The organism is Cyclobacterium lianum (assembly GCF_900143075.1).
Lineage (GTDB): Bacteria > Bacteroidota > Bacteroidia > Cytophagales > Cyclobacteriaceae > Cyclobacterium > Cyclobacterium lianum.
The window spans coordinates 510,882-524,408 of record NZ_FRCY01000001.1 but is presented as its reverse complement, the minus strand read 5'-3'; the positions used below and the strand labels follow the sequence as shown (position 1 = coordinate 524,408).

12 protein-coding genes and 2 tRNA genes are annotated in these 13,527 nt (G+C 44.6%); 8 read left to right on the top strand and 6 right to left on the bottom strand.

The genetic code is table 11. The features are described 5' to 3' along the window. Nucleotides 1-24: 24 nt before the first annotated feature. A complete protein-coding gene (locus BUB19_RS02075) occupies nucleotides 25-966 on the bottom strand; it encodes a lytic transglycosylase domain-containing protein (RefSeq protein ID WP_073090984.1) in 942 nt (313 codons plus the stop codon). Between the two features lie 4 nt (nucleotides 967-970). Then, complete coding sequence (locus tag BUB19_RS02070) at nucleotides 971-1,687, bottom strand: LOG family protein (RefSeq protein WP_073090981.1); 717 nt, start codon at nucleotides 1,685-1,687, stop codon at nucleotides 971-973. 190 nt (nucleotides 1,688-1,877) lie between these two features. Between BUB19_RS02070 and BUB19_RS02065 the strand changes: the two genes are divergently transcribed. The 6 genes from BUB19_RS02065 (at nucleotide 1,878) to BUB19_RS02035 (ending at nucleotide 9,232) form a co-directional block, all read left to right on the top strand. After that, nucleotides 1,878-3,239, top strand: coding sequence for a GntP family permease (locus BUB19_RS02065; RefSeq protein ID WP_073090978.1), 1,362 nt, complete (start codon nucleotides 1,878-1,880; stop codon nucleotides 3,237-3,239). A gap of 17 nt (nucleotides 3,240-3,256) precedes the next feature. Continuing rightward, entirely contained in the window at nucleotides 3,257-4,222 is a 966-nt protein-coding gene (gene denD / locus BUB19_RS02060) for a D-erythronate dehydrogenase (protein WP_073090973.1), read from the top strand. Further along, on the top strand, nucleotides 4,212-4,964 hold the full coding sequence (locus BUB19_RS02055; protein WP_073090970.1) for an SDR family oxidoreductase: 753 nt from the start codon (nucleotides 4,212-4,214) through the stop codon (nucleotides 4,962-4,964). Before denD ends, BUB19_RS02055 begins: the two co-directional genes overlap by 11 nt. An 85-nt stretch (nucleotides 4,965-5,049) precedes the next feature. Then, nucleotides 5,050-7,020 (top strand): FG-GAP repeat domain-containing protein, encoded by a 1,971-nt coding sequence (locus tag BUB19_RS02050; protein WP_073090966.1) that lies wholly within the window; start codon nucleotides 5,050-5,052, stop codon nucleotides 7,018-7,020. A gap of 659 nt (nucleotides 7,021-7,679) precedes the next feature. Then, complete coding sequence (locus tag BUB19_RS02040) at nucleotides 7,680-8,267, top strand: hypothetical protein (RefSeq protein WP_143155884.1); 588 nt, start codon at nucleotides 7,680-7,682, stop codon at nucleotides 8,265-8,267. Between the two features lie 254 nt (nucleotides 8,268-8,521). Further along, complete coding sequence (locus tag BUB19_RS02035; protein WP_073090957.1) at nucleotides 8,522-9,232, top strand: LytR/AlgR family response regulator transcription factor; 711 nt, start codon at nucleotides 8,522-8,524, stop codon at nucleotides 9,230-9,232. Between the two features lie 21 nt (nucleotides 9,233-9,253). On the opposite strand, the gene BUB19_RS02030 is transcribed toward BUB19_RS02035, so the two are convergent. The 3 genes from BUB19_RS02030 to BUB19_RS02025 form a co-directional block, all read right to left on the bottom strand. Continuing rightward, on the bottom strand, nucleotides 9,254-10,399 hold the full coding sequence (locus BUB19_RS02030; protein WP_073090952.1) for a DUF4221 family protein: 1,146 nt from the start codon (nucleotides 10,397-10,399) through the stop codon (nucleotides 9,254-9,256). Between the two features lie 91 nt (nucleotides 10,400-10,490). After that, entirely contained in the window at nucleotides 10,491-10,646 is a 156-nt protein-coding gene (locus tag BUB19_RS24075; protein ID WP_178371421.1) for a hypothetical protein, read from the bottom strand. 246 nt (nucleotides 10,647-10,892) lie between these two features. Beyond that, entirely contained in the window at nucleotides 10,893-11,528 is a 636-nt protein-coding gene (locus BUB19_RS02025; protein WP_245802756.1) for a transposase, read from the bottom strand. A 22-nt stretch (nucleotides 11,529-11,550) separates the two neighbouring features. Between BUB19_RS02025 and BUB19_RS24710 the strand changes: the two genes are divergently transcribed. After that, the gene (locus BUB19_RS24710; RefSeq protein WP_394333868.1) at nucleotides 11,551-11,673 is read left to right on the top strand and encodes a hypothetical protein; all 123 of its coding nucleotides are present in this window, start codon (nucleotides 11,551-11,553) and stop codon (nucleotides 11,671-11,673) included. 157 nt (nucleotides 11,674-11,830) lie between these two features. Here the strand turns inward: BUB19_RS24710 and BUB19_RS02015 are convergent. Further along, nucleotides 11,831-11,904, bottom strand: a tRNA-Asn gene (locus BUB19_RS02015). A gap of 393 nt (nucleotides 11,905-12,297) precedes the next feature. Here BUB19_RS02015 and BUB19_RS02005 point away from each other — a divergent pair. Next, nucleotides 12,298-12,371, top strand: a tRNA-Pro gene (locus tag BUB19_RS02005). Nucleotides 12,372-13,527 lie beyond the last annotated feature (1,156 nt).

Below are 13,527 nucleotides of genomic sequence, written 5' to 3'. Positions count from 1 at the left end.
GGAGGTACACCAGCAATTATTTTATTAAACCGGTAGTTTGATAATATAGGTCTGCCCTTTCTTCACGTTCAGCTGTTTATTGATCAGCCAGGGATTGTAGATTTTCACTTCTTTGTAATTGCTATCTCGTTCTCTGGCCCATTCGGCAAGGTTGTCTATGCTCTCCTCTATTTCGATCTCTCTCAGCGAGGGCAGTTCATACAGATCATCCTGCTGCAATTCAAAGCCATACTTACCGGGATGCTCAAAAATCTCCTTCAAGGCCAGCGCCCGGAACAAATACCTGCTGGTTTCTTCATTCAAGTAGAGGTCATAATAATTCGGACTAAGCTGCTCATTTTTTCGCCGTGTGATACCTGCTATTCCCATATTGTAGCTGGCCGCCACACTGGTCCAATTTCCGAATTTACCGAATGCAGACCGAAGATATTTACAGGCCGCCAGGGTTGATTTTTCGAAGTGGTACCTTTCGTCAACATCCATGCTTACCTCCAGACCAAAATCCCCTGCTGTGCCTTTCATAAACTGCCAAAAACCTTTTGCACCGACGGGTGAAGTGACGTTCATCAAACCGGATTCGATCAGCGCCACATATTTAAAATCTTCGGGTATTCCATTCTCTTTCAGGGTCTGCTCGATAAATGGGAAAAATTTACCTGCCCGCTTCATCATCAGAAGCGTATTGGACTCCCAGTAGGCATTCACATACACTTCTCTTTCAAAGCGCTCATACACGTCCGGGTCGTCCATGGGGACTTTCTCACCTGCAAACTCCGGTTGTTCAGGCAGATCAAAAATCCATACCTTGGGTAGATCAGCCGGTTTGGCTGCTCTGATTTCGGCATTTGTGTTGGCAGGAGGCTGATGGTCCCGACTATTACCGGTAGGGTTGAACCAGAGGTATCCAATAAACAGGAACTGCAACAGTACCAGTACATACAGGTATGCGATATGTTTGGATGCCAAGAGCTTAATAGTTTGGAGATAAAAGATACTTGCTGTAAAAATTGTCAATCACCGCTACAGCCTCTTCAGCAGTGTCCACCAGGGCAAAAAGGTTGAGGTCCTCCTCATTGATATTGGCATTCTGCTGAAGCACCACATCTTTGATCCAGTCAATAAGTCCGGACCAATATTCCTTGCCCACCAAAACAATGGGAAAGCGGCCGATTTTTTTTGTCTGAATCAGGGTGAGGGCCTCAAACAATTCGTCCAGTGTTCCGAAACCGCCAGGCAACACGATAAAACCCTGTGAATATTTCGTAAACATCACCTTCCGGACAAAGAAATAATCGAAAGTGATCAATTTGTCGGGATCAATATACACGTTGTTAAATTGCTCGAAGGGTAAAAGTATATTCAGACCTACGGATTTGCCCTTTTCGGTGTGGGCTCCTTTATTGCCGGCCTCCATGATGCCAGGGCCTCCACCGGTAATTACTCCATATCCATGTCGAACCAGTTTGCCGGAAATGGCCTCTGCTACCTGATAATAATGATTGTCTGATTTGGTTCTGGCTGACCCAAAAATGGTAACACAAGGACCAATTTTTGCCAACTTTTCAAATCCCTCAACAAATTCGCTGATTACCTTAAACACTACCCAGGAGTCGGCACTTTTTATTTCCGCCCAGTCTCTTTCTTTAAAAGCTTTTTTGATTTTGTCTTCTTCTTTCAACTGCTCCATGTTTACTTTTTTTCAAAAAATATGCACTTCTCTATTAAACTAATAATCATTTATATCTACAAGATATCCGTTTAAAACACAGGAAACAAGCAAAGAATTCATTTCCTGTGAATTTCCTGAAATGCAGAAAAATTATGCGTGTAGAAAGGAAAAATGGTTACAATTCAGAATTTTTTTCCTTAATTAAACCATGTTTTCAATATTCAGTAACGATTATTGGCCTTTCGCCATTCTTTTATTTAGTATTGGACTTGTCACCCTGTTGATTTACAAATGGCGATTCCATCCTTTTATCGCCCTGATCCTGGCAGCAGTTTTTGTCGGACTACTCAGCCCGGAATTGATGGAGAATGAGGGAATGCTGGCAGCCCTCGAGTCGCCAATGGAAGCTTTTGGCAGGATGGCGGGCAATATTGCCTGGGTGATTGCCCTGGCAGCTATTATCGGTACGGCCATGATGGAAAGTGGGGCCGCTGAAAATATCGTAAATCGCCTGCTGACGACCATGGGCGAAAAACAGGCTCCCCTGGCCCTGATGCTCGCCGGCTTTATTCTCTCAGTACCCGTATTCCTAGACACGGTTTTTTTTCTCCTGATTCCCCTGGGCATCACCCTCGCGATCAAGACAGGGAAAAACTATGTGCTTTATGTCTGTGCCATCGGAGGTGGTGCAGCCATCACCCACAGTATCGTGCCGCCTACCCCGGGACCGCTGATCATGGCAGAAACAATGGGACTGGACTTGGGCATGGTAATCCTTATGGGGCTATTTCTGGGGGTACTTCCGGCTATATTGGTCATTCAGGCAGGCAAAAGAATGAATCGCCGGCTGCATATTCCCGTCCGGGTAAGTGTAAACACATCACCGGTAATAGCCAAAAAATTATCCCTGCCGCTGTCACTTGCACCTATCGTATTGCCCATTATTCTTATCGGTACTGCCTCTTTGTATCAGGCCCTTACCGGCCAACTGCCCGAGGTGCTGGCGGTGATGGGCAACAAAAACACCGCCATGGCCGCAGGCACCGGCCTCGCGCTGTATCTATGGGCCAGATCACAACAACTGAAAGCCGCAGAGCTATGGACGAAAGTAGGAAAGCCACTTGAGATCGGTGGCCTGATCATCCTGATCACCAGTGCAGGTGGGGCCTACGGTGCCATGATCGGAGAGAGCGGTATAGGGGAAGCCATCAGAAAGGCTACCGATGGTATGAATATTCACCTGGTTCCCCTGGCCTGGCTTATCGCTGCAGTATTGAAAACCGCGCAGGGTTCCGGTACGGTGGCGATGATCTCCAGTGCTGCCATCATTACTGCCCTCCTGGGAAACAACATTGAGCTGTCCTACCATCCGGTATACCTGCTGATGGCTATGGGCTTTGGTTCACTTTTTGTCTCCTGGATGAATGACAGTGCCTTTTGGGTAGTAGCCAGGATGAGCGGGCTTACGGAAAAAGAAGCATTGAGCACCTGGACACTTTTGCTGGCGCTCATTTCTCTGGCAGGAATGTTGCAGGTTTGGCTATTGTCCTGGATAGTACCTTTAGTATAACTTAAACCCATTAACCTATGCATGTATTGATCATTGGTGCAGGAGGATTTATCGGTAGCCGTCTCGCTACCGAATACCGGCAGGAAAACCCCTCTGCCTCCATCACGCTTTTTGACCTTCATTTTCCCGAAAAGCTTCGAGAGGATCCCGGGTTTACCGTCATCACAGGAAATTTCGGTGAACCAAAATGGATAGATCAGCTATTGGAAAGCAAACCAGACCTGATCTTTCACCTGGCGGCGGTAGTAAGCGGAGAAGCAGAGAAAAATTTTGAGCTCGGCATGGACGTAAACCTGAGGGCTTCCTTGCGACTGTTGGAAAAATGCCGCGAACTGGGACACCAGCCACGCATCGTTTTTGCGAGTTCATGTGGGATTTTTGGGGGTGACGTACGGCAAATCATTACCGAGGATACCGCACCAAAACCCAGAAGCTCCTATGGAACCCAAAAAGCAATCGTCGACCTGTTGATGAACGACTACAGTCGTAGAGGCTTTGTAGACGCCCGCTGCCTGAGGTTGCCTACCATTACGGTACGGCCCGGGAAACCCAACGCCGCCACCTCATCCTTTTTGAGCAGCATCATCCGTGAGCCGCTGAATGGGCAAGAGGCCAGCTATCCGGTAAATCCTGATGCTGAATTCTGGATCCTTTCTCCCCGACAGGTAGTGCGAAACTTTATTCATGCAGCAAGCCTTGACGCCAAACTGATAGGTGCCGATCGATGCATCAACCTGCCTGGACTTACCGTTTCGGTGCAGCACATGATCGATTGTCTGCAAAAAGTGGCCGGTGTGAAAACTGCCCGGCGCATTCGCCATGAGCCGGATGCATTTTTACAAAGTATCGTACTTACCTGGCCTCCGCACTTCAATACACGCAAGGCAGATCAGCTTGGCTTTACTGCCGACAGGGATGTAGAAGAAATTATTCAAAATTATATCCGAGAAGAAAACATACAAATCGACCTTCATGAATCCTAACATAAAAACTGCAATCATTACCGGAGCAGGGTCAGGAATAGGAAGAGCCGTAGCGCAAGCACTGGCAGACGATGACTGGACCCTTATCCTGGCCGGTAGAAAAAAAGAATCGCTTGAAGCAACCGCCCGGTTATGTACCGGAGAAAATCACCTCCTGTGCCCTGCAGATATTACGGACCCTGCCGACGTGAGACAGCTCTTTCTAAAGACCAGAGCGCATTTTGGCCGTCTCGATCTGTTATTCAACAATGCAGGCGTAAATGCCCCCTCGGTGTCACTGGACGAGCTTTCCTTTGCAGACTGGAAAATGGTCATCGACACCAACCTTACAGGTGCTTTTCTGTGCACGCAGGAGGCTTTCAAACTGATGCGCGAGCAAGATCCGAAAGGGGGACGTATCATCAACAATGGATCCCTCTCTGCGCATTCGCCCAGACCGCAGTCGGTGGCCTATACCGCCAGCAAACATGCCATTACGGGGCTCACCCGCTCCACCAATCTCGACGGCAGGGCGCATGACATCGTGTGCGGGCAAATCGATATCGGCAATGCCAGAAGTGAGATGACCAAAAGAATAGAAAAAGGTATCCTGCAGGCAGACGGTACACACAAGATAGAGCCCACTATGGACGTAGCAGAGGTAGGCAGGGCGGTAGTGCACATGGCCAGCCTGCCGCTGGGCACCAATATTCCCTGGATAACCCTAATGGCCAATGGAATGCCGTATATGGGCAGGGGCTGATGGCCTATTTGAAGTCTGAAATGGTAAGACATAATGAGCACATGTATTTTCAATACCTGACAGACCCGAATCAAACAAACGTCATATGTTATTTCCCTTGCGTACTTGTCTCCCCCTGATCGTCTTTGCACTGACCCTATGCGCCGGATGCGGGGAAGAAACCGACAAATCTGAGCCCTCTACCGCACTATTTAAACGCATCAACTATAACCAACCGGAGGGCTCTGCCTTTCTGGGAGTAGGTCTGTGGGCCTGGCCCCTGCCGATGGATTACGATGGTGATGGAGATATGGACATGCTGGTATCTTGTCCCGACAAGCCTTTCAATGGGCTCTACTTTTTTGAAAACACCAGCGGTGAGGCTTTTCCCGTCTTTGCTCCCCCGGTACGCCTGGGAGATGCCATTTCCAAAGTGCAGGTCTCTCATACCAGACTGGGTGAACCGAAGGTGACTACCCCGGGCGCATTGCTGCAAAATTTCCACACCGCGCTGGACTCGATGCCCGAAGATTTGTTTCCTGTCGAAGAGCTTACAAAAGATTTAGGTAAAAATCCCCGCTTTAACCAATGGAAAATGGCCGATTACGACGGAGACGGAGACCTGGATATATTGGTGGGAATGGACGACTGGTCGGACTATGGCTGGGACAATGCCTACGACAGCAGCGGAAATTGGGTCAACGGACCGCTTCATGGCTATGTGTATCTACTGGAAAACAAGGACGGTGAATATGTAAATAGAGGGCGTCTTCAGGCCGGCGGCGAGGAAATCGATGTGTACGGCGCTCCTTCTCCCAACCTGGCAGACTTTGACGGGGACGGGGACCTGGATTTGATATGCGGAGAATTTCTGGACCGCTTGACCTATTTCGAAAATGTGGGCAGTCGGGAGCAACCCGTGTATAGCAAAGGCGTATTTTTGGAAAACCAGGAAGGAATCCTCAAAATGGACCTGGAAATGATCATTCCGGTGGCCATTGACTGGGACCAGGATGGCCATGTGGATTTGATTGTAGGAGATGAAGATGGCAGGGTGGCCTGGGTACGAAATACCGGGGAAATCCGCAATGGGATCCCGGAATTTACCGCTCCCAGGTATTTCCGGCAGCAAGCCGATCATTTGAAATTTGGTGCCCTGGTAACTCCCGTAAGTGTAGATTGGGACCAGGATGGAGATGAAGATATCATCGCCGGCAATTCTGCCGGTCACATCGCCTTTATCGAAAATCTAAGTGGTGGTTCGGACCCCAGGTGGGCTGAACCGGAATTATTGAAAGTAAAAGGGGAGCCCATACGCATACAGGCCGGAGAAAATGGCTCTATTCAGGGGCCTGCCGAAGCCAAATGGGGCTACACCACCCTCTCTGTGGCAGATTGGGATGGTGACGGCCATCAGGATATTATTTTTAATTCCATCTGGGGAAAAGTGGAATGGATCCAAAATGCCGGTACAGAACTCCGGGCTCCCCAGCCCGTCAGGGTAGACTGGGGAGATCAGGATCCACCCTACCCCGCCTGGAACTGGTGGAAGCCAGAGCCCGACGAACTGGTGACTCAATGGAGAACTACTCCTTTTGCCGTTGACTGGGACGAAGATGGCCATATGGATCTGGTCATGCTCGATCATGAGGGCTACCTGGCCTGGTACCAGGGAACCCAAAAAAATGGACAACAGGTGCTGCTACCCGGCAAACGAATTTTTTACGGGGAAAACGGGTCTGCATTTAACAATAAAAATAAGGTGCAGGATGAAGGTACAGGACTCCTTCGCCTCAACACAGCGGAGGCGGGCAGTAGCGGCAGGCGGAAGATCAGCCTGGCAGACTGGGACAATGATGGAGACCTGGACCTGTTAGTGAATAGTCTGAATGTGTCCCTTTTCGAAAATATCAGCCAAAGCCCCGATAAGGTAGTTTTCCAATACAACGAGCCATTCACCGATCAAATGCTGGCCGGACACACTACCAGTCCTACATTTGTGGATTGGGATAAAGATGGGGTTTGGGAATTGCTGGTAGGGGCCGAAGATGGACATTTTTACTACCTGCCCAGGTAAGAATTTATGGAATCTTTATTATTTTCCGGATTCATCTCTTTTAAAGAACGAAAGGGGTATATTATATACCTACATCAAATCGATTTTGGAAAAATATTCTTCACTTGTCTTTTAATAATTAGTTTGCTTAATCAGATTATCCTGGTTTTATGAATTGGACCGTATTCTTGTGATTTGATTCTTCTTTCCTCTTTCTCTTTGTCTTAAAACAAAAAGAAACAAAAAATTCAAGACAAAAATCCTTCCGCCCGCAAGCCCACTGCACCCCCGGTTTTTTGTCGGCCCAACGCTCTTTTCGTATATCAATAAAATTTTCGTTTTGTTTATTAGTCTCTTAATTTATTTGGATAAATGTTCTATCGACTAAAATAAGAAAGAAACTTTTTTTTGAAAATTCAATTTTTCCTTCATCACTCCAGGTGTTTCACCTTTTATCCGGATAAATTCGCTTAAAATATTGGGATTTTCTCAAGGGGAGAAAGGGCTTTTTCATACCGGCTGTAGATTTGTAAAACCTTTCACCGCAAGAATTTCCGGATTCATCGCAAACTTTTTCAGGTTGATCTCCTTTGCGGATTCAGACCTTTATTCCTCCTTATGTTTGTCCTGTAAATCATTCAACAACCGTCTGCCAGCTGGCAGGCATAAAAAGAAAAACCATGAAAAACATAATGAAAATTTCCGCAATAGTCGCATTAGTACTGGTATCCTTAACCAGCATGACGCCTGTCCCAACCAGCAGCTTGATTAGTAGCTCCGACGGTAAAAATCTGTTTTTTACCCTGGATTCCCATGCCAGGTCATCGATCATAAAAATTACAGATCAAACCGCCAATACCTTGTTTTATACAACCGTATATGACGACGAGTACGCTAAAAAGTTCAACCTGGATCAATTGGCAGCAGGCACCTATTATTTTACGGTAGACAACCCTCAGGCCAGTGTGACCTATACGTTTGATGTCAAGGGTGATAAAATAGCCATCACCCAAAAAGAGGAAAAAATTACACCTTCTGTTTTCAAAGTTATGGGCGACAAAGTGGTTTTAACGCTTTCTGACGAAGAGCTGAAAAAAGTGGACATAAAAATCACCAATAGCAACAAACAAGAAATATTCAGTGCTTCTGAAAAGGTAGATGGAAGTTTTGACAAAGTCTTTAACTTTGAAAAAGCCGTAAAGGACGAATATACCATCACCGTAAAAGATGGGAAAAAGACTTACTTCCAACATTTCACAGTTGGTTAATTTAGCGAAACTCAATTAAGGGAAATGGATTAACCTAAAGAAACCGGTCTTGCAGGCCGGTTTCTTTTTACGCCCTTTCAGGCAATGTGAAGTCGGAATACCAATAATTTTCTTGTTCAAAATGCTTACCTTAGGCCAGTTATGCCACGAATTCAACGTTAAATTTAAATGCTATTGGCTAAATATACCGAAGCCTATCCTTCTGAGGATCCCGGTAGCTGGATTCCTCAACATTCGGAACAAAGCGTGAGCAGATGATAAACTGTATTGCCATAGATGACGAGCCCCTGGCCCTGGAGTTGCTAAAAGATTACATCAGCAAGGTGCCCTTTTTAAAGTTGGTAGCAGTCTGCGGGGATGCTTTTGAGGCTATGGAAGCGCTCCGGGTGCATTCCGTTGACCTGATCTTTGTGGACATACAAATGCCAGATCTGACGGGATTTCAGTTTATTTCCAGTCTGAAGAAGAAGCCCCTGGTTATCTTCGTTACGGCCTACAGCCAATATGCCGTAGACAGTTTTGACCTGGATGTGGTGGATTATCTGGTCAAACCCGTACCTCTGGAGCGGTTTATCAAAGCCTGCAACCGGGCCAGGGAACTTCATGAGTTGAAAACCGGCAATGCCCCCTCCACAGTAAATACACCCGACCATTTTTTTGCCAACGTGGATTACAGCCAGGTAAAGATCCGGTTTGATGATATTGTATGGATAAAAGGGTATGGTGACTATATCAAATTTTATCTGCGAAACCAGGAGCAACCGCTGCTGGTTCGCATGAGTTTCAAGGAATTGGAGTCAATTTTACCGCCTAAAAAGCTGATCCGCATCCACAAATCCTACGCTGTAGCGCTGGACGAAATTACGGCCATCCGCAAAAACAGCCTTTTTTTGGGGGATCAGGAATTTTCTATTGGGGAATCCTACCGGGAGGAGGTGGAAAAATGGGTGCGTAGCGGGAAATGAACCTGTGGCACCATGGGTTAATTACCAGGTAATGTCCATCCGGACAAATCCCATTTCGTCCTCAAGGTTTTCAAAAAACCAAAGTTTACCGTCTTTGGCAAAATGAAATGGAGGGCGCTCGTCCATAGATTGTAAATGACTTTCTGCGATTAATTTGAAATCTTTGTCTAAAACACTAAGGTAAACATCTGCACCTGTGGTAGGCGTATATAACTGTCCATCTTTCGGCTTCGCATTATCATCATATTTCATTTGATAGGAAAAGCGGTAATAAACCTGTTTTTTTTCATCCCAAACTGGGTTCATGAAACTTATGTCCTCCATAATCTTACGATGAAAATTACTATATTGAACCCTATCTCCAAATTCAGTGGGGTAGTTGCCGCTTTTTTCGTTAGGTGTAAGCTGGTTGTTGTAAGCAATATGGTTTAACTCACCGGAAGTATTGTCAAGCACATAGAGTTCATTACTTACTTCTGTACCTACTATTACATTTCCACCTTCTTTTGAAAGGTACCGCCCTAAGCCCATGGTTAAAATTCCTTGTCCCTCTTTGAGAGTTAACTCGTAATCTTTTGTTTTTTCCATACCGGGAAGAGCTATCTTATGAAAGGTCTTAGCTATATGATCTATTAGGGCAAATGAAGCGTTTTTATTCTCCGAATTGACGATTAAAGAAGCATATTGGCTGCCATCTTGTGATAGACTAATGGTTTTGTAAGTCTTGTCGCCTTCCGCCAACTGGCCTTGTTCCTTACCCATTTCGATGATATCAAAGCTTTTTAGCTTTTCCCCTTGCCAATTGAATAGGTGCTCATTTTGATGAAAACTTATGAATAGTGAATCATTGTTAATTAGCGCAAATGTTCTTAAAAAATTCCCAACCCCATTTGGACCTTCTCTTTCAAAGGGGTATCTTTTTTCGAATGTCAATGTATTGAGGTTGATTTTTTCAATGGCGTATTCCTGAGAATTGACATTGTAAAGGTACTTTTTATCATCACTCAAGTCACTTGCCCATAAACCGAAATTGAGGAATAAAATTTCCTCACCAGGATCAACCATGACCGTGTCCGTCGCAATTTCCAAGGGAGTTAGACCTACTTCATCTGGGCTGGAGCAAGCAATAATAAAGACAAAAATACTACGATAAAAACAGTGTCTCATATTTTCAAATCATTCAGATTGATTTTTCTAGTGTTCATTCCTAACGATTGATTTTATACAGGTTCTTTTTATCCGGCCTCAATTTGGCAAGTTACAAACTTGTGGTTAAATAATGGATTTCATTTTCCGGATGGATCATTACCGTATCTATATTGACGGTGAATTGGTCCCCGGTTTCGGATTGTTTTACTGAGGGCTGGCAGGCAGCGAAGGCCATCAGCAGGCGCGATAGGCAAAGGTATTTCATGGGCGGCTTGGTTTTAGACTAAAAATTTAGGCTACTTAAATTGGATTTCCTAAAAAAAGGGGATTTATTTTTTGGGATAAGTGGATAACCAACAGAAGGGCTGGTTTCATTTCTTTTCTATCATTCTTCATCCAGATCAATGCGAAATAAATATTCCCTTCAGCCTGACAGTAGGCAACTTGAAACTAAAAAAATAAATATGTTGGGGATAGCCAACTAATTCCAGGGTTCCTTTGGTGGTGACGCTCATTCGTTAATAAATTTATCATCCTTCCAGTTTTCAGGATTTGATATGATATAATCAGAAATCCGTTGATATGCTGCGTCATTTCTAATAATGTGATCGTGAAAACGGGATTGCCATCCATTTTCTAATCCCAAACGGTTGGCATGTTTGGTAACAGCGGATTTGTAGGATCCAATTATGGATGAAACCGAATTTTTTCCGATATTTTGAAACCGGGTTTGTCCAAATGTTGGGGAATTTGGTGTTTTGTTGGTCGTTTGTTTCCATGGTAATTGCGACGAACGTAGGGTCAGGCCATGGCCTGACCCTACGTTCGGTCCATCGTCACGGCCATCGTTTTCATCCCCCGGTTTATCTAAAATCAAAATACCATGAATATGATCCGGCATGACCACAAAATCACCCAGTTCAACAAATGGTGCATGGTTTGGGATTTCGTGCCACAAAATATCGGCAATCACACCCATGGGGGATAATTTCATTATCCCCTTATCGATTTCACCAAAAAAATGTTCCCGCCGACGGATACATATGGTGATAAAATACGCCGCATTCCAACCGTAATCCCACCATTGGGCACGGGCTGATGCATTGCGGTATTTGTTTTTATACCTGCAAACTGATAAAATATCCAAATCTGGGTTAAAAGCCCGTCGGGTGAGTGTTGATTTTCCTGAATGGATGGTTCAGGAACTGGATCGTGCTGCCCAAAAATTAGGTATTACCCGACAAAGCCTGATTAAAGTTTTCATTTCAGACAAATTAAAAGAATCCCATTGAATTACTTTATTCGAAACAGCTGAGTATTTGTTATTACTATCCCCAGGCCTGGGTTTTTGATTTTCATCTAAAAAACTATGGCATCCCCACGGTTTTTGCTCGATTCTGGGTAATGCTGATCCATGCATAAAAAAAACCTGCCATTGACAGGTTTTTGCTCCTCCTCTTGGGCTCGAACCAAGGACCCTCTGATTAACAGTCAGATGCTCTAACCAACTGAGCTAAGGAGGAAAAATTGCGATTCAAGGACATTTCCTTAAATGAGATGCAAACATAACAGGTTACTTAATTTTTTCCAAATATGGCTGTCGGGATTTTTCATAATTTTTACCGATTATTAAACTTCAGGTTCAATACCAGTGACTTAAAATTTATTCCGGTAAAAGATGCATATTTTCCAGATGGCTACCAGTTCTTTTCAGGAGAATTTTTAATTGCCAGCCCTTTTTTTTACCTGAAAAAAGTATAAATTTGCCAATCCAAAACGGAAAACATGCATGTATGGTGCGTTTCCGCAGGTCGGACTGTAGCGTAGTCCGGTAGCGTATCCCGACTTAGGTCGGGAGGGTCCTGGGTTCAAATCCCAGATGAAAATTGAAATAATGAATAATAATAAATAAATCTCGGGGTGTAGCGCAGTCCGGTAGCGTACTTGCATGGGGTGCAAGGGGTCGTGGGTTCAAATCCCGCCACCCCGACGAGAGTTAGGCCAGTTGACTATTGCAGCTGGCTTTTTTTATTTTCTGCCTTTCGGTCCGGTAGCGTATCCCGACTGAGGTCGGGAGGGTCGTGGGTTCAAATCCCGCCACCCCGACGAGAATTAAGCCAGTTGACTATTTCAGCTGGCTTTTTTTATGATTTTTTTTTGTGTACCTGACTACCTTAGGCGTTTAACCAAACCCATCAGCCAAAAACGGGGTATTTACTGTTTGGAAATCTAACTGCATCCAGGCAGGTTCTAATGTCTCCCTACCTGAATAAGTGGAGTGTCAGGTTCACAACAACCCGGTCGGTAATGGAGTCGAGGCCAAAAGTTCCCTTGGTGTTATTGGCGAAGCAAAGAAGCCCACCAAAGGATCTGAGTGACTACCGAGCAGTTAAACGCCAAAGCTTTTGAGGAATTGGTGCTGTATTGTTAGGGGGAACGGATTACCCACTGGATAAGCGATTTTACAGTTGGATATACCGGACTAAGCTGACCCCCCGATCCGGAGACTTAAAAATAGCGAAAAAGTAACTGTCAATCCGGCAGATGCTGACCCCTTGTTTTGAATAATCCGGATTATACTGACCCCTCAAGGTCGACAATCCGGAGTATGCTGACCCCCTAAATGGATTTTGGTTAATAAGTGGTTTTACCAAACCATTAACCAGAACTTCAGATGGCCGGAAAACCAAAACCCATGAGTCAGATCAAACAATTAACTCGAGTAACTTAAAGCAAAATAAATCAATCCTTTCATTAAAAGAGGCTATTACTGTCAGCGTAAAAAAAGATGCAGCAAATCTAAACAAACAATAAGGTGTCGTTGAAATTCAATGATACCCATTTCATAACCAAACTATGAATTTTTACTACTTAGTTAGCTTTTTACTATCAACCACCTTTAATTACAGACGTACAAATTTTAAGACTTATTTTTTGATATTATATTACAATATTTTAATACTATCTTACTTTAATTTATATTATAAAAGGAAAACATTCTTTAATATTTGTATTCCTGAAAAAAATACTTTTTAAATACATAAAAAAAATCTATATTAATCATTTAAGAAATAAATTCTTAAAGAGACGTCTAACTGTTTGTCATACTTGGGTTTCAGGATTGTTTTCCCGAAAGGACTGGATTG